The 22,963-nt window shown below is 72.7% G+C and carries 23 protein-coding genes and 2 pseudogenes; 8 read left to right on the top strand and 17 right to left on the bottom strand.

The window, feature by feature from the left end; genetic code table 11:
• Positions 1 to 112 precede the first annotated feature (112 nt).
• Positions 113 to 973, top strand: coding sequence for an SMP-30/gluconolactonase/LRE family protein (locus ACXN5W_RS06985; protein WP_473157321.1), 861 nt, complete (start codon positions 113 to 115; stop codon positions 971 to 973).
• 76 nt (positions 974 to 1,049) lie between these two features.
• On the opposite strand, the gene ACXN5W_RS06980 is transcribed toward ACXN5W_RS06985, so the two are convergent.
• From ACXN5W_RS06980 to ACXN5W_RS06940, 9 genes are all read right to left on the bottom strand, one after another.
• The gene (locus tag ACXN5W_RS06980; RefSeq protein WP_473157320.1) at positions 1,050 to 1,787 is read right to left on the bottom strand and encodes an alanyl-tRNA editing protein; all 738 of its coding nucleotides are present in this window, start codon (positions 1,785 to 1,787) and stop codon (positions 1,050 to 1,052) included.
• A gap of 9 nt (positions 1,788 to 1,796) precedes the next feature.
• Positions 1,797 to 2,684 (bottom strand): alpha/beta fold hydrolase, encoded by an 888-nt coding sequence (locus tag ACXN5W_RS06975; RefSeq protein WP_473157319.1) that lies wholly within the window; start codon positions 2,682 to 2,684, stop codon positions 1,797 to 1,799.
• Complete coding sequence (locus ACXN5W_RS06970) at positions 2,681 to 2,995, bottom strand: DUF2516 family protein (protein ID WP_473157318.1); 315 nt, start codon at positions 2,993 to 2,995, stop codon at positions 2,681 to 2,683. Before ACXN5W_RS06970 ends, ACXN5W_RS06975 begins: the two co-directional genes overlap by 4 nt.
• Positions 2,996 to 3,105: 110 nt before the next feature.
• The gene (locus ACXN5W_RS06965; protein WP_473157350.1) at positions 3,106 to 3,867 is read right to left on the bottom strand and encodes a hypothetical protein; all 762 of its coding nucleotides are present in this window, start codon (positions 3,865 to 3,867) and stop codon (positions 3,106 to 3,108) included.
• Positions 3,861 to 4,421 carry a helix-turn-helix domain-containing protein gene (locus tag ACXN5W_RS06960; protein WP_473157317.1) on the bottom strand — a complete coding sequence of 187 codons (561 nt, stop codon included), beginning with the start codon at positions 4,419 to 4,421 and terminating at the stop codon, positions 3,861 to 3,863. The genes ACXN5W_RS06965 and ACXN5W_RS06960 overlap by 7 nt, the downstream gene beginning before the upstream one ends.
• A gap of 135 nt (positions 4,422 to 4,556) precedes the next feature.
• A complete protein-coding gene (locus ACXN5W_RS06955) occupies positions 4,557 to 5,513 on the bottom strand; it encodes an asparaginase (RefSeq protein ID WP_473157316.1) in 957 nt (318 codons plus the stop codon).
• 123 nt (positions 5,514 to 5,636) lie between these two features.
• Entirely contained in the window at positions 5,637 to 6,476 is an 840-nt protein-coding gene (locus ACXN5W_RS06950; protein WP_473157315.1) for a beta-keto acid cleavage family enzyme, read from the bottom strand.
• 44 nt (positions 6,477 to 6,520) lie between these two features.
• Entirely contained in the window at positions 6,521 to 7,630 is a 1,110-nt protein-coding gene (ygfZ, locus tag ACXN5W_RS06945) for a CAF17-like 4Fe-4S cluster assembly/insertion protein YgfZ (protein ID WP_473157314.1), read from the bottom strand.
• Positions 7,627 to 8,055: a Fur family transcriptional regulator gene (locus ACXN5W_RS06940; protein WP_473157313.1), complete on the bottom strand. Its 429-nt coding sequence runs from the start codon at positions 8,053 to 8,055 to the stop codon at positions 7,627 to 7,629. The genes ygfZ and ACXN5W_RS06940 overlap by 4 nt, the downstream gene beginning before the upstream one ends.
• A gap of 35 nt (positions 8,056 to 8,090) precedes the next feature.
• On the opposite strand from ACXN5W_RS06940, the gene ACXN5W_RS06935 reads away from it, so the two are divergent.
• The gene (locus ACXN5W_RS06935) at positions 8,091 to 8,954 is read left to right on the top strand and encodes an aminotransferase class IV (RefSeq protein WP_473157312.1); all 864 of its coding nucleotides are present in this window, start codon (positions 8,091 to 8,093) and stop codon (positions 8,952 to 8,954) included.
• A gap of 206 nt (positions 8,955 to 9,160) precedes the next feature.
• Here the strand turns inward: ACXN5W_RS06935 and ACXN5W_RS06930 are convergent, their stop codons facing one another.
• On the bottom strand, positions 9,161 to 9,733 hold the full coding sequence (locus ACXN5W_RS06930; RefSeq protein ID WP_473157349.1) for a heme-binding beta-barrel domain-containing protein: 573 nt from the start codon (positions 9,731 to 9,733) through the stop codon (positions 9,161 to 9,163).
• Between the two features lie 91 nt (positions 9,734 to 9,824).
• Complete coding sequence (mtfM, locus tag ACXN5W_RS06925; RefSeq protein WP_473157311.1) at positions 9,825 to 9,929, bottom strand: small membrane protein MtfM; 105 nt, start codon at positions 9,927 to 9,929, stop codon at positions 9,825 to 9,827.
• A gap of 23 nt (positions 9,930 to 9,952) precedes the next feature.
• Here mtfM and ACXN5W_RS06920 point away from each other — a divergent pair, with 23 nt between their 5' ends.
• On the top strand, positions 9,953 to 10,315 hold the full coding sequence (locus ACXN5W_RS06920; protein WP_473157310.1) for a DsrE family protein: 363 nt from the start codon (positions 9,953 to 9,955) through the stop codon (positions 10,313 to 10,315).
• A gap of 58 nt (positions 10,316 to 10,373) precedes the next feature.
• Here ACXN5W_RS06920 and ACXN5W_RS06915 read toward each other — a convergent pair whose 3' ends face one another.
• From ACXN5W_RS06915 to ACXN5W_RS06905, 3 genes and pseudogenes are all read right to left on the bottom strand, one after another.
• Positions 10,374 to 11,255, bottom strand: coding sequence for a hypothetical protein (locus ACXN5W_RS06915; RefSeq protein ID WP_473157309.1), 882 nt, complete (start codon positions 11,253 to 11,255; stop codon positions 10,374 to 10,376).
• Between the two features lie 73 nt (positions 11,256 to 11,328).
• A pseudogene (locus ACXN5W_RS06910) lies at positions 11,329 to 11,616 on the bottom strand (winged helix-turn-helix domain-containing protein); the annotation flags it as partial.
• Between the two features lie 333 nt (positions 11,617 to 11,949).
• A pseudogene (locus ACXN5W_RS06905) lies at positions 11,950 to 12,075 on the bottom strand (winged helix-turn-helix domain-containing protein); the annotation flags it as partial.
• Positions 12,076 to 12,451: 376 nt separating this feature from the next.
• Between ACXN5W_RS06905 and ACXN5W_RS06900 the strand changes: the two are divergent.
• From ACXN5W_RS06900 to ACXN5W_RS06880, 5 genes are all read left to right on the top strand, one after another.
• Complete coding sequence (locus tag ACXN5W_RS06900) at positions 12,452 to 16,882, top strand: S8 family serine peptidase (RefSeq protein ID WP_473157308.1); 4,431 nt, start codon at positions 12,452 to 12,454, stop codon at positions 16,880 to 16,882.
• 278 nt (positions 16,883 to 17,160) lie between these two features.
• Positions 17,161 to 18,186: an ATP-binding cassette domain-containing protein gene (locus ACXN5W_RS06895; RefSeq protein ID WP_473157307.1), complete on the top strand. Its 1,026-nt coding sequence runs from the start codon at positions 17,161 to 17,163 to the stop codon at positions 18,184 to 18,186.
• Entirely contained in the window at positions 18,183 to 18,953 is a 771-nt protein-coding gene (locus ACXN5W_RS06890; RefSeq protein WP_473157306.1) for an ABC transporter permease, read from the top strand. The genes ACXN5W_RS06895 and ACXN5W_RS06890 overlap by 4 nt, the downstream gene beginning before the upstream one ends.
• Before the next feature lie 155 nt (positions 18,954 to 19,108).
• Positions 19,109 to 19,789, top strand: a complete 681-nt coding sequence (locus ACXN5W_RS06885) for a response regulator transcription factor (RefSeq protein ID WP_473157305.1) — start codon at positions 19,109 to 19,111, stop codon at positions 19,787 to 19,789.
• Positions 19,786 to 21,396, top strand: a complete 1,611-nt coding sequence (locus ACXN5W_RS06880) for a sensor histidine kinase (protein ID WP_473157304.1) — start codon at positions 19,786 to 19,788, stop codon at positions 21,394 to 21,396. The genes ACXN5W_RS06885 and ACXN5W_RS06880 overlap by 4 nt, the downstream gene beginning before the upstream one ends.
• Here ACXN5W_RS06880 and ACXN5W_RS06875 read toward each other — a convergent pair.
• The 3 genes from ACXN5W_RS06875 to ACXN5W_RS06865 all read right to left on the bottom strand — a co-directional run bounded on the left by ACXN5W_RS06875 (position 21,380) and on the right by ACXN5W_RS06865 (position 22,840).
• Positions 21,380 to 21,706, bottom strand: a complete 327-nt coding sequence (locus ACXN5W_RS06875) for a DUF1416 domain-containing protein (RefSeq protein ID WP_473157303.1) — start codon at positions 21,704 to 21,706, stop codon at positions 21,380 to 21,382. The genes ACXN5W_RS06880 and ACXN5W_RS06875 overlap by 17 nt on opposite strands.
• A 2-nt stretch (positions 21,707 to 21,708) precedes the next feature.
• Positions 21,709 to 22,557: a sulfurtransferase gene (locus ACXN5W_RS06870; RefSeq protein WP_473157302.1), complete on the bottom strand. Its 849-nt coding sequence runs from the start codon at positions 22,555 to 22,557 to the stop codon at positions 21,709 to 21,711.
• A 205-nt stretch (positions 22,558 to 22,762) separates the two neighbouring features.
• The gene (locus ACXN5W_RS06865; protein ID WP_342745687.1) at positions 22,763 to 22,840 is read right to left on the bottom strand and encodes an Ms5788A family Cys-rich leader peptide; all 78 of its coding nucleotides are present in this window, start codon (positions 22,838 to 22,840) and stop codon (positions 22,763 to 22,765) included.
• Positions 22,841 to 22,963 lie beyond the last annotated feature (123 nt).

Raw genomic sequence — 22,963 nt, 5'->3', positions numbered from 1 at the left:
TTTCGGATAGGAAGGGCCCCTTCTTAACCGCCGAAGTCCGATGGAGTGTCGAGAACGGGCCCACTCGTTCGTATGGGAGGGAGACCGTCCCGAACCTCATGAGGAGCCCGCCATGCGACCACCCACGACCCTGCTCACCGGGCTCGCGTTCGGCGAGTCGCCGCGCTGGCACGACGACCGGCTGTGGTTCGCCAACTGGGGCACCGGCGAGATCCTCCGGTTCGACGGCACCGGACGGGCCGAGGTGGCGCTGCGGGTCCCGCCCACCCTGCCGTACTCGCTGGACTGGCTGCCGGACGGCCGGCTGCTGCTGGTCGCCGGGCGGCAGGCCCGGTTGCTGCGTCAGGAGCCGGACGGCGGCCTGGTCACCCATGCCGACCTGAGCGGGATCGACCGGGTCTTCAACGAGATCGTCGTCGACCGGCGGGGCAACGCGTACGTCAACGGTGGCGGCTTCGACCTGATGGCCGGCGAGGAGTTCCGGCCCGGGATCATCGTGCTGGTCACACCGGACGGCTCGACCCGTCGGGTCGCCGACGACATCGCCTTCGGCAACGGGATGGCGCTCACCGACGACGGCGGAACCCTGATCGTGGCCGAGTCGTACGGCCAGCGGCTCACCGCGTTCGACGTCGAGCCGGACGGCGGCCTGACCGGCCGGCGGGTCTGGGCGGATCTGCGCGGCGGCGTGCCGGACGGCATCTGCCTGGATGCCACGGGCGCGGTCTGGTACGCCGACGTGCCCAACCGGTGCTGCGTACGGGTCCGGGAGGGCGGCGAGGTGCTGGACCGGGTGGACGTGGACCGGGGCTGCTTCGCGTGCATGCTGGGCGGCCCGGACGGTACGACGCTGCACGTGCTGGCCGCCGAGTGGCACGGTGCCGACCAGATGGCTGAGCAGTCGACCGGAACGGGCCGGACGGGGCTACTACTCAGCACCGAGGCCCCCGCGCCACACGCCGGCCGCCCCTGACCGGCCGAGGCTCTGGGCGTTAAGAGGGGGCCCTTGCTATAACAAAAAGCGATAACAAGGTGCCCTTCCTTTCAGGTCAGTCGGAGAGGCGGACCCGGACCCGGCGGTTGGCCCGGCCCTTGCTCTCCACCTTGACCACCCGGACCTTGCCGATCTGCGCCGTCGAAGCCACATGCGTGCCGCCGTCGGCCTGCACGTCCAGGCCGACGATGTCGACGATCCGGACCTCCTGCTCGTCCGGGGGAATCAGGTTGGACTGGGTACGGATGATGTCCGGCAACGCCAGCGCCTCCGCCCGGGGCAGCACCCGCACCGCCACCGACCGGTCGGCGGCCACCTCGGTGTTCACCAGTTCCTCGATCCGGGACTTGAAGTCCGACGGCACCTCGGGCAGGTTGAAGTCCATCCGGGCCTCGCCGGGCTCCATCGAGTTGCCGGTCACCAGCGCGCCGAAGTCCCGGAACACCACGCCGCACAGCACGTGCAGCCCCGAGTGGGTACGCATCAGCAGCGTCCGCCGCTCGTCCTCCACCGCGCCCGTCACCGCCGTACCGGCCGGCGGCAGCGGATCACCCTCGGCCGGGATCAGGTAGAGCTCGTCGCCCTTGCGGGTGCCGACGATCCGGGTCTGCACCCCCTGCCAGAGCAGGACGCCATGGTCCGGTGGCTGGCCACCGCCACCGGGATAGAAGGCCGACCGGTCCAGCACGATGCCCTGCTCGGGATCGCTGGACAGCACGACGCACTCCCACTCCCGCAGGGTGGGGTCGGTCAGGTCCAGCCGGTGCGTGTGGCCATGTCGAGTGACGCCCATGCCCGGAGCCTACGTGTTGAGGAATTCCGAGATGCGCTCCCGCACGTCGGCGCGGTGTGTCCAGAGCACACCGGGCCGGTCGTACACGTGCAGGGTAGCCGCCGGCAACGCGGCCGCGACCTGCTCGGCGACCTCCGCCGGGTGCAGCGGGTCGCCCTGGCAGCCGATCACCAGGGCCGGCGCGGTCACCTCCGCCAGCGCGTCCGCCGTGCGCACCGCGACCTGCTCGGGCAGGCTGGACAGCGCGGGCGCCAGGCCGTCCCGGGTCAGTTGGTCCACCCGCTGTCGCAGGTACGCCCAGCCGGCGGGGGTGTTACGGAGCGCGGCCGGGATCTCGTACGAGACGGCCTCGGCGACCGTGGCCGCGTCGTTCTCGTCGATCGCCTCCAGCAGGTCGGTCAGATGCTCCCGGGCGGCGGACGGGCGAGGCCGGTCCAGCACGGCCGGCAGGAACAGCACCAGCCGGTCGAACCGGAGCGGGCTCTCCACCAACAGCCGGCACAGCGCACCGGCGCCGAGGCTCACCCCCACCGCCCGGGTCGCCTGCCCGAGGTCGGCCATGGCCCGCAGGTCCCGGGCGAGGTCCTGGTAGCTCCAGGGGCCCGGGGGTGCGTCCGAGCGCCCGTGCCCACGGAACTGGAAGAAGATCTTCGTGCCGGCGACCGCGCTGCCCAGCGGGCGGGTGGTGGCGATCCCCTGGCCCAGCCCGTGCGCGAACACCGTGACCGGCTCACCCGACCCGGTGACCAGGCGCTCCAGCCGTACCCCGTGTGGGGTGGTGACCAGCTCGGTGGGGGGTTCCGGGATCGTCGGCCGCCCGGTGCGCGGCGCCGTGGGACCCGGGCCGTACGTCCGCGGTCCGCCGTCGGGCGGCGGTGGCCAGCGGAAATCCCTCACCAGAAGCCCTTGCCGTCGGTGAGGTCCCGCAGTCCGACCCGGACGTCGAGCAGGTAGATGAGCGCGGCCGCGATCCCGATGAGCCCGAAGATGTGGATCGGGCCGAAGAAGAAGAGAGTCAGCACCATCGACAGGCCCAGGATGACCAACCAGCCCGCCTTGGGCAGTGTCCCGATCGCCGGGAACGCGTCGGAGCGCTGGGTGAGGCAGTGCACGAAGGCGACGCTCTCGATGACGAGCGCGAAGACCAGCAGGATCAGGTCGATGACGTACTTGACGTCCAGGTAGAAGATCGGCGTGGCTGTGGCCATGTCGGCAAGCTTATGTCGGCGGCCCCGGGTCCGTGCCACTTGGCGCGGCCCGGGGTGTTCCGGCCGTGACGGCCCGGGGCCGTCACGGCCGGAAGCTGGACCGGCGACAGCTACTCGGCGGCCCGCCGGCTCCGCCTGGTGGCCGGCTTCGTGGCGTCGGCGGCCCTGCTCGCCGTCGCCTTGGTCCCGGGAGTACGGGTCGCCCGCGGCCGCTTGGCGCTCGGGCTGGCCTCGGCGACGGTGGCCGGGGTTGCGCTGGCCTCGGCGACGGTGGCCGGGGTGGCGCCGACCTCGGCGACGGTGGCCGGGGTTGCGCCGACCTCGGCGACCTCCGTGGCCGCCATGTCGGCGTTCACGGTGTCCGCCGCGCGCACGACGCCGGAACCGATCACCCGCTCGCCGCGGGCGACCAGCGCCGAGTACGCCGCGACGGCCCGCTGCTGGGCGACCTGGGCGTTGGTCAGCACCACGGCCGCGTTGCGGATGGCGGCTTCCCGCAACCGGTCCACATCGAACTCAGGGACCGACCGGCCACGGAACTCACGGACCGAGCGGTCCCGCAGGGTCCGCGCGGTGTCGGTGGCGGTGGCGTTCAACGTCTCCAGCGAGGCGGCGGCCTTCTCCCGCAACCCGGAACTCGTGCCGGTCACCGTTCCCGCGGCCTTCTCCCGCAGTTCGGAGCCGGTGCTGGTCACCGTGCCCAGCGAGGCGGCGGCCTTGTCCCGCAGCTCGGAACCGGTGCTGGCGGCGCGCTCGCCGAGACCCGTGACGATGGTGGGTAGCCGGCGCAGCGACTCGTAGGCGAGTTCACCGGCACCGGCGGCGGCGTACAGCGGGGCTGGGATGCGGCTGGTCCTGGGCTGGTTCATGATTCCTCCTCGTCGGCCGCCGGAGCGGCCTCACGGGTGGGCGATCCCGAGGGTCGGGTCGCCTTGCGGGTAGCCGTCCGGCGGGCGGCGGTGCTGGTCGTGGGCCCGGTGGCCGTACCGGCCTGGGCCGGTGGCGAAGCGGCCGGCGCGACATCGGCCGGCGCGGCATCGGACGGCGCGGCATCGGACGGCGCGGCATCGGCTTCGGCGTGCCGGGCGTTCTCCCGGCGGAACGTCTCGTAGATCTGGCTGAGCGACTGCTTCTGCGCCATCGTGAGGTCCGGGTCGGTCGCGATGGCCGCGAGCACCCCCTGGCCCTCCTTGTCGTCGAGCAGTCCGGCGCGCAGGTACATGGCCGGGGTCGAGACGCGCAGCGCGCTGGCGATCTGCTGCAACACCTCGGCGCTCGGCTTACGCAGACCTCGTTCGATCTGGCTCAGGTAGGGGTTGCTGACGCCGGTCTGTTCGGCGAGTTGCCGCAGCGAAATCTGGGCGTTGCGCCGCAGGTCGCGGATGAACCCCCCGATGTCCCGGGGCAGGTCCTTCGGTGTGGCCATGACCCCACGCTAACCAGCGGTGCTAACTATTGCAAGCGAAATGCTTGCAGAAGTTAGCAGCATCACCCACACCCGACCATCGCCCTGGACGGCCGCCGCCAACCGGGATGGACCGCGGGTCGAGGGCGGACCGGCTCACCAGAGCGGGCGGAGGGAGCCGACCGGTTCGCCGCCGCCGTAGAGCGGTTCGGCGGCCAGTTCGGCCAGTACCGGCGCCGCCACCCCGAGCCGGCCCAGCGCCGAGGCCAGCACGGGCATCCGGGCCCGCATACCGCCGTCGTCGATTTTCAGCGCCACCGCACCGACCCCTGGTACGGCCACCACCTGCACGCCCTCGGCGCCCCCCTTCGACAGCAGCCCGGGAAGGGCGGCCATCAGCCGGGTGTCGTCGCCGTCCGAGCCGGCCACCTGCTCCGGGTTGGCCCGCATGGCGTCCGCGACGGTCCGGCCCGGCGTACCCGGCTCGGCGCCTACCAGCCGAAGGAAGGCGCCGGCCACGCCGGTCAGCGAGACCGCCAGCACCGGCGCGCCGCAGCCGTCCACGCCCACGGCGGCGACCGGTTCACCGGTGTACGTCTCGACGGCCGTCCGCAGCCGCTGCTGCAGCGGGTGCCCGGGGTGCCAGTAGCCGTCGATCGGCCAGCCGGCCGCCTGGCAGGTGAGCAGCATCCCGGTGTGCTTGCCGGAGCAGTTCATGTACACCCGCTCGGGTCCGCCACCGGCGCGGTACACCGCCACCCGGGCCGGCTCGGCGAGCGGCAGGTCCGGCGGGCAGTGCAGGGCGGACTCGGACAGCCCGGCTCCGGCCAGCAGGGCGCGTACCCGGTCGACGTGGAAGTCCTCCCCACGGTGACTGGCCGCGACCAGCGCGAGGTCGGCGTCGGCCAGCCGGAGCCCGGCGGAGAGCATCCCGGCCGCCTGCATGGGCTTGTTGGACGATCTGGGGAAGATCGGCGACGTGACATCACCCGCCGCGGTCAGCACCGACCCCTCGGCGTCGAGCACCACCACGGAACCGCGGTGGACGCCCTCCACGAAGCCGGACCGGACGATCTCGACGAGCGGCACACCGCCCTGGTAAGTCTTGCTCACGGTCTGGAACGTTACCGATCGGCCGCCGCCGACCGGCCACGGCCCGGTAGATCGGCCGGTTCCGGCCCGGGACACCCGCCGGCCGAGGCCCGGGTCACAGCAGGCGGCGAGCCGGGGCCGGGGTCAGCCGCGGGCCGGGATTCCCAGCAGCGTACGGGCCTCGGCCGGGGTCACCGGCGGACGCTGGGCGAGCTGGGCGAAGGCGACCGCGCGAGCCACCAGCTGCATGTTCGACTCCACCGGCCGGCCCTTGGCGTACGTCACGGTGTCCTCCATGCCCACCCGCAGGTGACCGCCGGCGGACAGCGACGCCAGGATGACCGGGATCGTGCCCCGGCCGATGCCGGTGGCCGAGAAGGTGGTTCCGGCCGGCAGGTCCCGCAGCGCCTGACGGCAGGCGACCAGCGCCTCGGTGCTGGCCGGCATCCCGCCGGGCACGCCCATCACGAAATCGACGTGTACGTGCCCGCCGGCCGGCAGCCCGTACCTGTCGAGCAGCCGCTGGAGCGCGGTGAGGTGGCCGAGGTCGAAGATCTCGTACTCGGGGACCACGCCGCGCTCCTGCATCCGGGTGTGCAGGTCGACGATGAACTCCCAGCGGTTCAGGAACACGTCGTCACCGAAGTTGACCGTGCCCATGGTGCAGGAGGCCATCTCCGGGCCGGCGTCCAGCACCGCCAGCCGGGCGTCCTCCGGATCGGTCACCGCACCGCCGCTGGAGAGCTGCACCACCAGGTCGGTGCCCTCGCGCAGCGCCGCCACCGTGTCCCGGAGCCGGCCGAGGTCCAGGGTCGGCCGGGCCTCACCATCCCGGATGTGTACGTGGATCACGGCGGCGCCCAGCGCCTCGCACTCCTTGGCGGTCAGCACCAGTTCGTCGAGTGTGACCGGCAGGGCCGGTACGTCCGCCTTGGTCGACTCGGCCCCGGTGGGAGCCACCGTGATCAACGTCCCTGTGCTCATGGCCGGATCCTAACCGCAGGTCAGGCGGGGCAATACCCTTCCTTTCACAGGTCGATGGCGGCGGCGGACTCCCCGACCAGCAGCTGGGCGTCGTCCGGGACGTTCCGCTTCAGGACGGCGAGCGCGATCATTCCCAGCTCGTGGTGCTGGACCGCGGTGCCGACGAAGCCGACCGCCCGGCCGTCCAGGGTCACCGGAGTGCCCGAGATGGGCAGCCGGTCGCTGGCGATGCCATCCAGGTGCAGCAGCACCAGCCGGCGGGGTGGCCGGCCGAGGTTGTGCACCCGGGCCACCGTCTCCTGGCCCCGGTAGCAGCCCTTGTCCAGGTGCACGGCCGGGGCGATCAGGTCCACCTCCGCCGGGATGGTCCGATGGTCGGTGTCCACGCCCACCCGGGGGATCCGGGCCGCCACCCGCAACGCCTCGTACGCCCACAACCCGGCAGCCGGGACACCGGAGTTGCGCAACGTGGCCGCCACGGTGTCGATCTGCTGACGGGGCACCAGCAGGTCCACCCCGAGCCGGACCCGGCGCGCCCAGCCGCCCTCGGGCAGCGGGCCGACGTCGTACCGGGAGGTCGGTCGGGCCGGCACGGACCCGGCGGCGAACTTCGGACCCGGCACCTCGACCAGGTCGGGTTCGGCCAGCGCCGGCCCGCCGAGCGCCGCCACGGCCTCGGCGGCCCGCGGGCCGACCAGGGACAGCAGTGCCCAGTCGGCCGTCACGTCCGCCGGATCGACCCGGGTGAAGAACCGCATCTTGAGCAGGTAGTCCAGCAGGCCCGTCGTGTCGCCCGGCTCGGTGTCCAGCCAGGTCGTGGTGCCGTCCTCGGCCACCATGGCGTGCTGCTCCAGGTGCCCGTGCGGGGACAGCACCAGCAGTTCGGAGCCCTGCCCGGCGCCCAGGGTGGCGAGGTGCTGCGAGGTCAGCGTGTGCAGCCAGCCGGCGCGTTCCTCGCCCGGCACGGCGATCACCCCCCGGTGCGAACGGTCCACCAGGGCCACGTCGGTGGCGGCCTGCCGCTGCTCCCGCAGCGGGTCGCCGTAGTGGGCGGCCACGGACCGGACCCCCGCCGCCGCGTGTACCGGCTCGGGGCGGTCCCGGGTCTGCTCGTCGATCGCGTCGACCGCCACCGCACCAGCAAGATCGATCATGTCTGCTCCCCGTGCTCGCAGGCTTCGCAGACGCCGAACAGCGCCACGTGCCCGATGTCCACCCGGAAACCCCGCTCGGCCCAGAGCTGGTCGGCCAACGGTCGCAGCAGCTCCGGGTCCATCTCCAGCACCGCGCCACAGGATCGGCAGACCAGGTGTACGTGCTGGTCCTCGCCCGCCGCATGGTACGTCGGTGAACCGTGCGACAGGTGCGTGTGGGTGACCAGGCCCAGCCGCTCCAGCAGTTCGAGGGTGCGGTAGATGGTGGTGATGTTCACCCCAGCCGCCACCTGCCGGACCGCCGCGTGGACCCGTTCCGGCGTCGCGTGTCCCAGCTCGTGGACGGCCCGCAGCACCAGCTGGCGCTGAGCGGTCAACCGCAGCCCACGAGACCGCAGCAGCTCGGCGAGGTCCGTTTCCGACACCGTTCGAGCATAGTTCGCCGGTTATGCTCGGCCCGATGTCTGGTCGCCGGATCGTCGCGGTGCCGGGTCGGGGTGTGGTACCGGCCGGCGAGCCGGTCGTGCGCGCCGACGACCGGGGGTTGCTGCAGGGCGACGGTCTGTTCGAGACCATGCACGTCCGGTGCGGCCAGCCCTGGCTGGCCGGCGAACACCTGTCCCGGCTGGTCGCCGGGGCCGCCGTGCTCGACCTGCCGTTGCCACCGGTCGCCGACCTCCACGACCTGCTGCTCACCGCCTGCGCGGCCTGGCCGGCGGACCTCGAAGGCACGCTGCGGTTGACCTGCACCCGGGGACCGGCGGACGGCGAGCCGGCGGTGGTGGCGATGATCACGGAGGTGTCGCCGGTCTCGGTACGCGCCCGGACCGCCGGCCTCGCCGTCCGGACGCTGCCGCTGGCGGTGACCGCGACCGCCCGGGCCGGGGCGCCCTGGCTGCTGTCCGGCCTCAAGACCCTGTCGTACGGGGTCAGCGCGGCGACCCGGCGTTGGGCCGCGGCGAACGGCGTGGACGACGTGCTCTGGGTCTCCACCGACGGCTACGCGCTGGAGGCGCCCAGCGCGAACGTGGTCTGGCTGGACGGCGACACGCTGTGTACCGTCCCGGCCGCGTCCACCGGGATACTCCCCGGGGTCACCGCCCGGTGGCTGCTGGAGCACGCGGGCGAGCTGGGCTGGTCGGCGGAGGAGCGGATGACCACCCCCGGCGACCTGCGGGGGTCCACCGGGGGCGTCTGGTTCACCTCGTCGGGACGTGGGCTGGCCGAGGTACGGCGGCTGGACGGCATCGCGTTGCCGCCGTCCCGGCACACCGGTCGGCTGCTGGAACTGCTCGGCTTTCCCGTCGCGGTGCCGTCCAGCTGATCATCCGCCCCTGCGCAGCGATCAGGACGCATCCCGGCGGTGGGACCCGTACCGGCCGCTCGGTCGTCAGCGCCCAGACCGGCGCAACCGTGCGGCGGCCGTCAGTGCCCCGACCGGCGCAACCGTGCGGCGGCCGTCAGTGCCCCGACTGGAGCAGCCGTGCGACGGTTGTCAGCGCCGTGACCGGAGCAGCCGCGCGGTGGTTGTCAGCCGCCGACCCGGAGCAGCCGGGCGGACAGGTGCGGCGACAGCCCGTGGCCGACGGCGGCCATCTCCTGCGCGTACAGCAGCGCGCCCTCGACGATTCCGAAGAGCCGCTGTCCCCCGGTGACCTCCTTGGCCGTGGCCGTCCGCAGCACCGCGTCGGTGGCCATCTCGATCCGCGTACCGGTGACCCGGCCGAGGTAGAGCTCCATGATCCCGTTCGGGTTGGTGAGCGTCACCTCAAGATCATCGGTGGCCCGGTCGCCGTCCATCACCGGCCGCCACCAGCCGACCTCGCGGCCCAGCGGGCGTACCGGCTTGCTGTCCGGGTCCAGCAGCCAGGCCCGGGACCGGTAGTGCAGGAACGGCCGCCCGTCGTGGGTGATCTCGATCTCCTGCGCGTAGTCGAAGTCCTCGATGGTGGGGTAACCGCCCCGGCCCCGGCCCCGCCACCGGCCGATGTACGGCAGCAGTCCCAGCAACGCCGGGTGCAGGTCCGGACCGACCCGCAGGTTGTACGTCTCCTCGAACGGGTACGGCTCGACCGGCGGGGCGTTGAGCCACGGCGGCTGCATCGGGTTGTCGTCCGAGGGGGCTGGGGAGTTCACCAGGGTCCTTTCGCTCGCAACCCCGGCTCGCTCCGCGCGCGCACGGTCGTACTCACGCTCACCAGGGGCCTCTCGATATCTTCACGGCCAGATAGACCAGGCCACCCGCCAGCGCGCCGAACCCGGCGACCAGCAGGCTGACGAACCCGATCTCGGTAACCATCGCGCTCATCCTATGCTGGCCAGATGGCACGTACCCTGATCGTCAAGGCCACCGCCGGTGCCGATGCGCCCGAGCGGTGCGCGCAGGCGTTCACCACCGCGGCCACGGCCGTGGCGGCCGGCGTCGAGGTGTCACTCTGGCTGACCGGCGAGTCGAGCTGGTTCGCGCTACCCGGTCGGGCGGACGAGTTCGAGCTGCCCCACTCGGCGCCGCTGGCCGAACTGCTGCATGTGCTGATCAGCAGCGGGCGGGTGAGCGTCTGCACCCAGTGCGCGGCCCGGCGCGGGATCACCGAGACGGACGTGCTGCCGGGGGTCCGGATCGCCGGCTCGGCCACGTTCGTCGAGGAGATCCTGGCCGAGGGCGCCCAGGCGTTGGTCTACTGAGCGCGACGCCGACAGCGCCGACGGCGCCAGCGGCGTTAACAAGGTGCCCTTCCTTTCATCAGCAGGGGTGCGAGATGGAGACCCGGGTGTGGCCGTCGGCGGTCCGGGCCAGCACGCTGAGCGGTCCGGCGTGGTAGCCGTACGACTCTGGGGTGTCCAGCGGGGCGGGACCGCCGCCGGCCAGTGACCGTAGCCGGGCCCGCAGCCCGCCGGCCGGCACGCCCGGCGCGTCCGCCCGGACCGTGTACGCGGTCCCACCCGCCGGACAGCTCGCGCCCGCCGCGGAGCCGCCGTCCCGGTCCGGCACCGGCAGGCCGAGCGCCCCGAACACCCGACCCAACTCGTTTCGTACGACGGATTGGGCGTCCCCCGCCGGAGTGGGGCCGATGACGACGGCGTGCGGCGCGTCCGGTCGACAGCCGGTGTCGACGGTCAGCTCGATCAGTCCCGGGGCGGTGACGCCTCCGGTGATCCGCACGAACTCGCCGGCGTCGGCCCGCAGGCGGGATCCGGCGCCGGCCAGCCCGGGCCGGGTGCCGGCCTGGTATCCGGCCGGGAGTCCGGCCGAAATCTGTTCGAGCAGCGCGTCGGCGTCGTCCGGGCCGGTGCGGAAGGTGACGGTACGCGCGAGGCTGACCCCGTCCCGGACCACGCTGACCTGGCAGCCCCGGTCCAGTCGGGGCTCACCGAGTTCCATCAGGGCGTCCGGACCCGCGGCGGCGACCAGGGCGCCGAGTGCCCGGTCGACCACCGGCACCGCGTCGGCCAGGTCGCGCTGCTCGGGCACGGTCGGCGCGTCCCGGGCCACCGAGATCCAGGCGAGGAGCACCAGCAGCAGCCCCCAGCCCGCGACGACGACCGGCATGATCCGCCGGCGGGGCCGGTCGGCCCGGGTGGTCGACGGGCCCGGTTGTGCCGCCGGCGGCGCTTCTGTGCTCACGCCGCAATCGTGGCACGGGGCCCGATCGTCCCGGCTGGCGCCCGCCGGGTGCCCGGAACGCCGGGCGACGGTCTCAGTCCGGCAGGGCCAGGTGGTACCCGACGCCGCGTACGGTCTGGATCTGCGGGCCGCCGTCCACCGCCCGCAGCCGGCGCCGCAGCCGCTTGACGGCCGAGTGCAGGATCGCGGTGTCGCCGAGGTAGGCGCCGCCCCAGACCGAGGTGAACAGGCGCTCGTACGTCCAGACCCGCACCGGTGAACTGGCCAGCCGGGTCAGCAGTTGGCGCTCCAACCGGCTGAACCCGAGCGACCGGCCCCGCCAGGTGACCTGGTGCCCGTCCGCGTCCACCGCCAGTGCCCCGAGCGGCGCCAAGCCAGCGGTCCCGGTCCACGCCGACTCCACCGGAACGGTCCCCGGCGCTGCCGACCCCGCCGGAACGACTCCGCACGACACCGGATCCGGCCGTGGGGCCCCGGACGACACCAGGTCCCGTGGAGCCCCGGACGACACCAGGTCCCGCGGGGGCCCGGTCGACGCCGCAGCGGCGGCCACCGGGCCGGTCGGGAGCGGGGCCGGGTCGACGACCGCCGGGCCAGCCGGCCCGATCAGCGCGCCCGGCATGCCCTGAACGGTCAGCGCGGCTGGCGCGGCCGGCCGGGCGTGCTCCGGCAGCGGGTGCTCCGGCAGGGGAGGTTCCGGCAGGGGGAAGAGCATCGCCCGCAGTTCGGCCAGATCCGAGCAGATGACGAGCGGGGCGAGGTCGTTCAGCTGGCGCACCACCCGCTCCCGGACCCGCCAGTCGGGTGAAACACAGACCACGAGCGCCAGCGGTGCGTCGGACACGTGACCTCCCCTGCGGGTGTCTTGCTCCCAGCCAACGCGAGAGACCCGGGACAGTCAACAGTGACAATGGCTGATATCTGTCCGCTTTCTGTCGGCCACCGGGCGGACGCCCGGTTCTGACCGAATACTGGCCGGCCACATCCATTGATCACCAACGCCGCCCTGTCGAGCATGGCAGCTAGGTCCGATGTTCCGGAACTCGGCTCGACGAATTCCGGACCACCCGATCTGGTCCACGCGGGGGGCGCCGCGCGTACCACCCCCCTGCGCGGGGCGGCTGCCGGATTTCCCGGCGCCGCGGCACCGACGCCGGCCGACCCGGACCCACGGCGTCGCGAAGTGGGGAGGAACGATGTCCATCAGATCATCGGGACGGCGGTCCCGGGGGCGTTGGCTACGCCGGCCGGTGGCCGTGCTCGCGGCCGCGCTCCTTGGGCTGACCGCCCAGCCGGTGCTGGCCAGCGCCGCGGGGGCCGCGCCCAGCACACCGCACGCGACGGTCAGCAAGGAGCTGCTGACGGAACTGGCCAGCAAGGGCAGCACGAGCTTCACCGTCTATCTTCGCGAGCGGGCCAACCTGAGTGACACCGCCACCCTGCGGGACAGCGACGCCAAGGCCACCGAGGTACACCGTCGGCTGACCGAAACCGCCAAGCGCAGCCAGTCCGGCCTGCGGGACCTGCTGACCGAACGCAAGGCGCCATACACCGCGTACTGGATCGCCAACGCGCTGCGGGTGACCGGGAACCGGGCGCTGGTCGACGAGATCGCCGCCCGCTCCGACGTGGAGCGGGTCGACCCGGCCCGCACCTACCAGCTGGTGGTACCGCAGCGGGGCACGGCCAGCAAGCCCAGGGCCGGCACCCGGTCCGGTACCGAAGGCATCGAGTGGGGCCTGACCAACATCGAGGCCCCTCGGGTGTGGAGCGAGTTCGGCGACCGCGGCGAGGGCGTCGTGGTGGCCAACATCGACAGCGGTGTCCAGTTCGACCATCCCGCGCTGGTCGGCAAATACCGGGGAAACCTCGGAAACGGCACGTTCGACCACAACTACAACTGGTTCGACCCGGCCGGGATCTGCCCCAGCGCGGCGCCGTGCGACAACAACGACCACGGCACCCACACCATGGGCACGATGGTCGGTGAAGACGGCGCCAACAACCAGATCGGCGTCGCCCCCGGCGCGAAGTGGATCGCCGCCAAGGGCTGCGAGACGAACGACTGCTCCGACACCTCGCTGTTGGCGGCGGCCCAGTGGATCCTCGCACCGACCGACCTCAACGGGCAGAACCCCCGCCCGGACCTGCACCCGGACATCGTCAACAACTCCTGGGGCGGTGGCGGAAACGATCTGTGGTACCAGGAGACCGTGACGGCCTGGCGGGCCGCCGGCATCTTCCCCAGCTTCTCCAACGGCAACGACGGACCGGGCTGCGGCACAGCGGGCTCCCCCGGCGACTACCCCGACACCTACTCGGCCGGGGCGTACGGGGTGGACAACACGATCGCCAGCTTCTCCAGCCGAGGGGCGTCCGGGGTGGACGGCGGCCTCAAGCCGAACATCGCGGCGCCCGGCAACAACGTCCGGTCCAGCGTGCCGGGCAACGGCTACGCGGCGTTCAGCGGCACCTCGATGGCCGCTCCGCACGTGTCCGGCACCGTCGCGCTGATCTGGTCGGCCGCGCCCGGCCTGCGCGGCGACATCGCGGCCACCGCCACCCTGCTGGACGACACCGCCACCGACGTGAACGCCACCACCTGCGGCGGCACGGTCGATGACAACAACGTCTTCGGCGAGGGCCGGCTCAACGCGTACCAGGCGGTGAACGCCGCACCCCGGGGCGCGACGGGCCGGGTCACCGGCACCGTCACGAACGCCGGCAGCGGCGCTCCGGTGGCCGGCGCCACGGTCGGTTCCGAGGGCCGCACGGCGAACACCGGCCCCGACGGCCGGTACACGCTGACCCTGCCGGCCGGTGACCACGAGATCACCGCCGCCGCGTACGGCTACACCGGGCAGACCGCCACCGTCACGGTTCCCGACGGCGGTGCGGTGACCCGGGACTTCGCCCTGGTCGCGTCGCCCACGGTGACCGTCTCGGGCAGGGTCACGGACGGTTCCGGGCACGGCTGGCCGCTGTACGCGAAGATCGAGGTCACCGGTCGCCCCGGCGCTCCGGTCTTCACCGACCCGGCGACCGGCCGGTACTCGTTCACCGTGCCGGGCAACGCCACGTACCGGCTGACCGTTTCCGCCCGCTATCCCGGCTACCAGACGGTGACCAGGGAGCTGACGGTCACCACCGGTAACCGGACGCAGGACATCGCCGTACCCGTCGATCCGTCCTGCACGGCGGCCGGCTACTCCGGCAGCCTGGGCGACCCGCTGCTGTCGCAGTCCTTCGACGGCACCGGCGCCCCCGCCGGCTGGTCGGTGGTGAACCGGACCGACGGCGGTGGTTGGCAGTTCGACGATCCGGGCGAGCGGGGCAACCTGACCGGCGGTACCGGCGGCTTCGCCATCGTGGACAGCGACGCACTCGGCATCAGCGACGCCCAGGACACCGACCTGCGCAGCCCGCCGCTGGACCTGTCCGGGGCCGCCGCGCCGCTGCTGCGCTTCAACAGCGACTGGCGGGCCGTCGGCACCGAGGACAAGGCGGACGTGGACGTCTCCGTGGACGGCGGTACGAACTGGACCAACGTGTGGCACCAGACCAGCAGCCGACGCGGCCCACGGGTCGAGGAGGTGCCGCTGACCCCGGCGGCCGGCGCGGCCAACGCGCTCGTCCGGTTCCACTACACCGGCGCCTGGGACTGGTGGTGGGAGGTCGACAACGTCCAGATCATGAACCGCAACTGCGCGCCCACCCCGGGTGGCCTGGTGGTCGGCTTCACCACCGACCAGAACACCGGAACACCACTCAACGGCGTGACGGTGACCAGTGTGGACGCCCCCGCCGACCAGGGCGTCTCGGCGGCCACCCCGGAGGATCCCAACATCCCGGACGGCTTCTACTGGCTGTTCTCCAGCAAGGTCGGCGCGCACAGGTTCACCGCGTCGAAGCGGCCGTACCAGGACCTCACCAAGAGCGTGTCCGTGGTGGCGAACGGGGTCAAACGGGCCGACTTCGCGCTGAAGGCCGGTCGGCTCACGGTCACCCCGGCCAGTGTGGAGTCCTACCAGCCGTACGGCAGCACCCGCAGTACGAAGTTGACCTTCACCAACACCGGTGGCGCGGCGGCCACGGTGCAGGTGCTGGAGCGGCCCGGCGGGTTCGACCTGCTCGGTCACCGGGGCGCAGCGCTGGCCGAATACCGGATGAAGGGCATCAGCAAGACCCGGACCGGGGTGCGGTACGGCGCCACCGGCAATGTCGCCGCGCCGGCCGCGCGGATCGACGACGCCTGGGTACGGGTGGCCGACCTGCCGGCCGAACTGTACGACAACGCCGGCGCCGCGCTGAACGGCCTGATCTACTCGGTCGGCGGTGGCGCGGACACCGGGCTGGAGAAGAAGGCGTACGTCTACGACCCGGACGACGACGTCTGGACCACCCTGCCCGACCTGCCGAACGCCCGGTCGAAGCCGTCGGCCGCGGCGGTGAACGGCAAGCTGTACGTCTTCGGTGGCTGGGCCCCCGACGGTGACCCGGTGGCCGTGGTCGACGTCTTCGACCCGGCCGCCGGAAGTTGGAGCACGCTGGCCGGCGCCACCAACCCGGCGCCGCGCTCCGCGGCCGGCACCGCGGTGGTCGACGGCAAGGTCGTGCTGGTGGGCGGCTGCGCCGACGGTGCGTGCACCGACTCCGACTCGACGGTGATCTTCGATCCGGCGACCGGTTCGTTCCGCACCGGCCACGCATATCCACACCCGGTGTCCTGGATGTCCTGCGGAGGCATCTCCGCCGGCGTCTACTGCGGTGGTGGGCTGGGCGAGACCGAGTTCACCGACGCCTACCGGTACGACGTGGCCGGCGACTCCTGGGAGGCACTGCCGGACCTGCCGTTCGACCTGTGGGGCTCGCAGTACACCACCGCCAACGGCCTGCTGGTGCTGGCCGGCGGCGTGACCGGCGGTTCGACCACGGTGACCAACCACACCATCGGGTACGACCCGGCCGCCGGCGCCTGGCAGGACCTGCCGAACGCGCAGTTCAGCCGGTACCGGGGCGCGGCCGCGTGTGGGGCGTACAAGATCGGTGGGTCGCCGTCCTCGTTCGTCGGTTCGAAGGAGACCGAGCGGCTGCCCGGCCTGGACCGGTGTGACAACGAGGGTGACGTGCCCTGGTTGTCCGAGGCACCCACCAGCTTCACGCTGGCCCCGGGCGCCTCGAAGACCGTGACCGTCACCCTGACCGCGACGGCGGAGGCCGGCGTGGCGCAGCCCGGCACGTACACCGCCGGGCTGGGCTTCCGGTCGGACACCCCGTACCAGGTCCAGGACATTCCGGTGACCATGCACGTGCAGCCGCCCGCCAGCTGGGGCAAGTTGCAGGGCACGGTGGTGGGGCAGACCTGCACGGGCGAGCGGGTGCCGGTCCGGAACGCCACCGTCCGGGCGAACTCGCTGAGCACCCCGGGCACCGGGTACACGCTCAGCACGGACGCCCAGGGCCGGTACGTCTACTGGATCCCGAAGGGGAAGTACGAGGTGATCGCGGCCAAGGACGGCTGGATCCCGGAGGTGGCCCGGGTGCAGATCAGCGCCGGGTTCGTCGAGACGCTGGACTACGTCCTCGACCCGGTCTCCCCCTGCGGCAGCCGGGCCAGCGGCCTCTGACCCGATGAAAGGAAGGGCCCCTTGTTATCGCATTTCGTATAGCAAGGGGCCCTTCTTAACGCCCGGGAGTTTCGAGGCGGCGCCGACGCCCGCGAGTTTCGGGGGCGGCACCGACGCCCGGAGGGTTCGGGTGGCCTCGACGCCCGGGAGTTTCCTGAGGATCGTCCGGCGCTCACCGACGCCGCCGCCCGGTCAGCGGGGCTCCGGTGGTGGCGAACACACAGAGAACACCCAGATCCGGCGCCGACCGCTCAGGTCGCCGACTCAGGCTGCCGGGCATGATCGAGCTGCACGGCGTGACCAAACGGTTCGGCCCGACGCCGGCCGTCGACGACCTGACCGTCCGGATCCTCCCCGGCCGGGTCACCGGCTTCCTCGGCCCCAACGGCGCCGGCAAGACCACCACGATGCGGATGATCCTGGGCCTGCACCGGCCCAGCGCCGGCACCATCCGGGTCGGTGGCCGGCGGTACGTCGACCTGCCCACCCCGCTGACCGAGGTGGGCTCGTTGCTCGACGCCCGGGCGGTGCACGGTAGCCGGACGGCGTACCACCACCTGCTGTGCCTGGCCCAGAGCAACGGCATCGGCCGACGCCGGGTCGGCGAGGTGCTGGATCAGGTCGGGTTGTCGACGGTCGCCCGCAGGCGGACCCGGACCTTCTCGCTGGGCATGAGTCAGCGGCTCGGCATCGCCGCGGCGCTGCTCGGCGACCCGGCGGTGTTGATCTTCGACGAGCCGGTGAACGGTCTGGACCCGGAGGGCATCCGCTGGCTGCGCGAGCTCACCCGAGGGTTGGCGCACGAGGGCCGGACGGTCCTGCTCTCCAGCCATTTGATGAGCGAGATGGCGTTGACCGCCGAGCATCTGATCGTGATCGCCCGGGGCCGGCTGGTCGCGGACACCGACCTCGACGGGTTCGTCTGGGCCAACGCCGAGCACACCATGCTGGTCCGGACGCCGGAAGCCGACCGGCTGGCCCGTGGCCTGACCGCGGCCGGGGCGGTGGTCGACCAGCGGCCGGACCGCGCGCTGGTCGTCTCCGGCATGGACGGTACGGCGATCGGGGAACTGGCGATGGCGCACTCCGTACCGCTGTCCGAGCTGACCCCGCAGCAGTCCTCACTGGAGGACGTCTTCATGGCACTGACCAGGGAAGGCGTCCAGTTCGCCGCCCGCGACACGGCACCGACGACCAACCGCCCGGCGCCGGCGTCCAACAGCGCGGCAGCGGCGTCCAACGGCGCCGCGGAATTCGGCGGTACGAGGGCATCCGGCGCGACGACGACGGGAGGGCAGCGGTGAATCTGCTGGCGTCCGAGTGGACGAAACTGCGCAGTCTCCGCTCGACCGCGTACACCCTGGGGGTCAGCGTGCTGCTGGCGGTGGGGCTCGGCGCGCTCCTGAGCCGGGCCGGCGCGCTGCGGTATCCCGGCCTGACCCCCGCGCAGCAGGCCGCGTTCGACCCGACCGCGGTGAGTCTGCAGAGCTTCATCCTGGTCCAGCTCGCCGTCTCGGTGCTCGGGATCCTGGTCATCACCGCCGAACACGCCACCGGCATGATCCGGACCAGCCTGGCCGCCGTACCACGCCGAGGCCGGCTGCTGACGGCGAAGGCCGCCGTGTTCGCGGTGCTGGCCCTGCTCACCGGTACGGTCGCCGGACTCGGCTCGTTCCTCGCCGGCCAGGCGGTGCTGGCCGCGAACGGCGCCCCGCACGTCGGACTCGGCACCCCGGCGGCCGCCCGGGCGGTGTTGGGATACGGCCTGTACCTGGCCGTGGTGGGACTGCTCGGGGTGGCGGTCGGCGCCCTGGTCCGGGCCACCGCAGGAGCCGTGTTCGTGCAGGTCACGATCACACTGCTGGTTCCGATGTTCTCCCCCGCGCTGCCGGACGTGCTGGCCCGTTGGGTGACCCGGTACTCGCCGGCGATGGCCGGCGGCCAGATCATGACGACGCTGCCACCGGATCCCCTGCACCTGGGTCCGTGGTCCGGCTTCGGGCTGCTCTGCCTTGAGGTGGCGGCGGTGCTGGCCGCCGCGTACGCCACGTTCCGGGTCCGCGACGTCTGATGCGGCTCCCGGCGGTCGGGCCCGGGCTGCGGTGGCTGGCCGGAGGCCGGTCGTGGGAAGCGTGACAGTCAGTCTCCGGTCCGTCAGCAGCGCCGCTGAGCTGGCTTCGGGGACGTCCTGGGCAAGTACGGTATGGGCCGGGGGAGGTGGTGCGGATGCAGCGGCTCCTGGTCGTCGACGACGAGCCGACCGTCCGTGAACTGCTGTCGGCCACGTTGCGCTTCGTCGGGTTCCGGGTGGTCTCCGCCGGAACCGGGGCGGAGGCCGTCTCGGCGGCCGGACGGGAGCCCCCCGATCTCGTGCTGCTCGACGTGATGCTGCCGGACGCCGACGGCTTCGAGGTCGCCCGCCAGCTCCGCGACGCACCACGAACGGCCGGCCCGGTACCGATCCTGTTCCTGACCGCGCGGGACGCCCCCGAGGACAAGATCACCGGGCTGTCGGTGGGCGGCGACGACTACGTGACCAAGCCGTTCGACCTGGAGGAGTTGATCCTGCGGATCCGGGCCATCCTGCGCCGTACCAACGGTTCGGGGGCCGCGCTCGTCGTCGGTGACCTGGAGTTGGACCCCGACGGCCACCAGGTGCTCCGGGCCGGCCGGCCGGTCCGGCTGTCGCCCACGGAGTTCAAGCTGCTGCACTATCTGCTCCGGCACACCGACCGGGTGGTGTCCAAGGCCGACATCCTCGAGCACGTCTGGCGGTACGACTTCGGCGGTGACGCGAGCATCGTGGACACGTACATCAGCTACCTGCGCCGCAAGGTGGACTGGGCCGAGCCACGGCTCATCCACACCGTCCACGGGGTCGGGTACGTGCTGCGGCGGCCCCGGTGACGGCGGCCCGGCCCCGGGTCGTCGCGCGGCTGTCGCTGCGCGCCCGACTACTGTCCACCTGTGCGGCCCTGCTGGTGACCGGTTTGACGCTCAGCGGGGCGGTGATGCTGTCCAGCCTGCGCGGGCACCTGGTGGACCGGGTGGACAGCCAGCTCCGACCGGTGGCCACGCTGCTGTCCCGGCTGCCGCCCGGGATCTTCCGGGCCAACCCGCCCGGCGACGCGGGCACCGACCTCACCCGGAACATCGACCTGGTCAACACCGGTTACGCCGCGTACCTCGATCCGAACGGGTCGGTCCAGCTCGCTCTGAGCACGCCCGGCCGGCCGGCGGGTTCGGAGCCGGCGCTGCCGCACCTGGACTCGGCCGCCGTGCTCGCCCGGGCCGGCGGCGTGTTCGAGGTGCCGGCCCGGGACGGTTCGGGGCGGTGGCGGGCGGTGGTGCTGCCTCGGAGCGGTTCGGAGGAGTCCGCCGACGGCGGAGCGGTGGTGGTGGCCAACTCACTGGACCAGGTCGACCGGACCATCCACGGGCTGGTCCGGACCTTCGTACTCAGCGGGGGCGGGCTGGTGGTCCTGCTGACCCTCGTCGGGTGGTTCGCGATCCGGGCCGGACTGCGGCCGTTGCGGCGGATCGAGCGGACCGCCGCGGCGATCGCCGCCGGCGACCTGACGCACCGCATCCCGGTTGACACCGGCCCCCGGACCGAGGTCGGTCGGCTGTCCACCGCGCTGAACGGCATGCTCACCCAGCTCGAACGGGCCTTCTCGGCCCGCGCCGACTCCGAGGCGCGGCTGCGCCGGTTCGTGGCGGATGTCAGCCACGAGCTGCGGACCCCGCTGTTCGGCATCCGTGGCTTCACCGAGCTGTACCGGATGGGTGGCCTGCCGACCCGGGCGGACGTGGACCGGACCATGGAACGGATCGAGCACGAGTCCGGCCGGCTGGCCAGGCTGGCTGAGGACCTGCTGCTGCTGACCCGACTGGACGAGGACGCGCGGCTGCACCCGACCCCGATGGATCTCCGCTCGCTCGCGGCGGACGCCCGGCACGACCTGACCGCGCTCGATCCCACCCGCACGGTCCGGCTCACCGGCCCGGACGGTACGGGGAACCCGGGCAGCGCGCCGGTCCTCGGTGACGAGGCCCGGCTGCGCCAGGTGGTCAGCAACCTGATCGGCAACGCGGTCCGGCACACCCCGGCGGGTACGCCGGTGCGGATCGCGGTCGGCACGCTGGGCGAGGTCGCGATCCTGGAGGTCGTCGACCGTGGCCCGGGACTGACCGCCGAGGCGGCCGAGCGGGTTTTCGAGCGCTTCTACCGGGTGGACAGGTCCCGGAGCCGGTCCGACGACAGCGGTGCCGGGCTGGGACTGGCCATCGCGCAGTCGCTGGCGGTCGCCCACGGCGGTCGGGTGGAGCTGCGGACCGGTCCGGGTGCCGGTGCCGCGTTCCGGTTGGTGCTGCCGGCCGCCAACCCGGACGACCCCGCCACCGGACCGGACGATTCCGCCACCGGATCAACCGGTACGTCCGGTTGGCCCGCCGTCACCTCGGGCGAGGCGACGGCGGACCGGGTCGGACGACGGGTCAGCCGCCGACGGTGACGCCAACCTCGTTGACGCCACGGGCGGCGTTCACCGCCGTGTCGCCGTTGCCGTACCGGGACAGCGCCCGCAGGGTCCAGCTGCCGGGCGCGGCGAAGAACCGGAACTGTCCCGCCGGTGAGGTCACCACCTCGGCGGTGAACTCACCGGTGGCGTCGAGCAGCCGGACGTACGCACCGGCCACGGCCTCGCCCGACTCGGCCCGGACGATGCCGGTGATCACGGTTTCCTTTTCCAGATCCAGGCTGGCCGGCAGTGGCGCGGCCTGATCGGGCGCTGCGCAGCCGGCCGCGGTCGGTAGTGTCGCCACGGTCACACCTCCCCGGGCTCGTCGCCGAGCGCCACCGGCACGCCGACCAGCGAGCCGTACTCGGTCCAGGAGCCGTCGTAGTTCTTCACGTTGCGGTGCCCGAGCAGCTCCTGGAGCACGAACCAGGTGTGCGAGGAGCGCTCGCCGATCCGGCAGTAGGCGATGGTCTCCCGTCCGTCGTCCAGGCCGGCGTCCGCGTAGATCTTGCGCAGCTCGTCGTCGGACTTGAAGGTGCCGTCCTCGTTGGCGGCCTTCGACCAGGGCACGCTGATCGCGGTGGGTACGTGCCCGGCCCGCTGCGCCTGCTCCTGCGGCAGGTGGGCGGGGGCGAGCAGCCGGCCCGCGTACTCGTCGGGGGACCGGACGTCGACGAGGTTCTTGGTGCCGATGGCCGCCACGACCTCGTCCCGGAAGGCCCGGATGGTGGTGTCCGGCTCCTGCGCGACGTACCGGGTGGCCGGCCGGGACACCGGGTCGGTGACCAGGGCGCGGGCGTCCAGCTCCCACTTCTTGCGTCCGCCGTCCAGCAGCTTGACGTCGCGGTGGCCGTAGAGCTTGAAGTACCAGTACGCGTAGGCCGCGAACCAGTTGTTGTTGCCGCCGTACAGGATGACCGCGTCGTCGTTGCCGACGCCCCGCTCGGACAGCAGCGCCTCGAACTGCGCCTTGTTGACGAAGTCCCGGCGTACCGGGTCCTGCAGGTCGGTCCTCCAGTCCAGCTTGATGGCGCCGGGGATGTGCCCACCGTCGTAGGCCGAGGTGTCCTCGTCGACCTCGACGAAGACGACGCCCGGCGCGCCGATGTTCTTCTCGGCCCAGTCGGCCGAGACGAGCGCGGTGTCGCGACTCATCAGATCACTCCTTGGGGGTCAGGATGGTGGTGGTGAGTCAGCGCGTGCCGGGCCGGTGTTCCGACCGGTGCCGGCGTGCGCGGGACCCAGGACGGATAGATCACGGGTTCGTGCGACGGCGCCGGTGCCGGGATGCGGTACGGGGATGGGGAACGGGACCCCACGTGCCGATGGCCGCGTCAGGCGGCCGGAATCGGTCGCGCCGTCAGCTGACGGGGCGACACAGGCAGGTGGCCACGCGGCACAGGTCGACCGCGCGCCGCTTGGTGAGGAAGGTCCCCATGAAACCGGAGCCTACCAGCGAGACCATGCTCCGCCCTACCCTCAACCACCATCCGGGAGATGGTGACCCCCGCCACCAGCACCTCGATCATGCCCGGGTCCGGGCGGGAGGGTGCGGGCGCAC

The sequence above is a fragment of the Plantactinospora sp. A48 genome (assembly GCF_055793945.1).
The sequence above is the reverse complement of the archived record's forward strand: the minus strand, read 5'-3'. Positions and strand labels throughout refer to the sequence as shown.

Coding starts and splice junctions, on each gene's coding strand:
- ACXN5W_RS06980 (WP_473157320.1), bottom strand. CDS start 1,787: ATGGGCGTCACTCGACATGGCCACACGCACCGGCTGGACCTGACCGAC.
- ACXN5W_RS06920 (WP_473157310.1), top strand. CDS start 9,953: ATGGCACGTACCCTGATCGTCAAGGCCACCGCCGGTGCCGATGCGCCC.
- ACXN5W_RS06870 (WP_473157302.1), bottom strand. CDS start 22,557: ATGAGTCGCGACACCGCGCTCGTCTCGGCCGACTGGGCCGAGAAGAAC.
- mtfM (WP_473157311.1), bottom strand. CDS start 9,929: ATGGTTACCGAGATCGGGTTCGTCAGCCTGCTGGTCGCCGGGTTCGGC.
- ygfZ (WP_473157314.1), bottom strand. CDS start 7,630: ATGATCGATCTTGCTGGTGCGGTGGCGGTCGACGCGATCGACGAGCAG.
- ACXN5W_RS06885 (WP_473157305.1), top strand. CDS start 19,109: ATGCAGCGGCTCCTGGTCGTCGACGACGAGCCGACCGTCCGTGAACTG.
- ACXN5W_RS06960 (WP_473157317.1), bottom strand. CDS start 4,421: ATGGCCACACCGAAGGACCTGCCCCGGGACATCGGGGGGTTCATCCGC.
- ACXN5W_RS06865 (WP_342745687.1), bottom strand. CDS start 22,840: ATGGGGACCTTCCTCACCAAGCGGCGCGCGGTCGACCTGTGCCGCGTG.
- ACXN5W_RS06950 (WP_473157315.1), bottom strand. CDS start 6,476: ATGAGCACAGGGACGTTGATCACGGTGGCTCCCACCGGGGCCGAGTCG.
- ACXN5W_RS06970 (WP_473157318.1), bottom strand. CDS start 2,995: ATGGCCACAGCCACGCCGATCTTCTACCTGGACGTCAAGTACGTCATC.
- ACXN5W_RS06985 (WP_473157321.1), top strand. CDS start 113: ATGCGACCACCCACGACCCTGCTCACCGGGCTCGCGTTCGGCGAGTCG.
- ACXN5W_RS06935 (WP_473157312.1), top strand. CDS start 8,091: ATGTCTGGTCGCCGGATCGTCGCGGTGCCGGGTCGGGGTGTGGTACCG.
- ACXN5W_RS06895 (WP_473157307.1), top strand. CDS start 17,161: ATGATCGAGCTGCACGGCGTGACCAAACGGTTCGGCCCGACGCCGGCC.
- ACXN5W_RS06900 (WP_473157308.1), top strand. CDS start 12,452: ATGTCCATCAGATCATCGGGACGGCGGTCCCGGGGGCGTTGGCTACGC.
- ACXN5W_RS06930 (WP_473157349.1), bottom strand. CDS start 9,733: ATGCAGCCGCCGTGGCTCAACGCCCCGCCGGTCGAGCCGTACCCGTTC.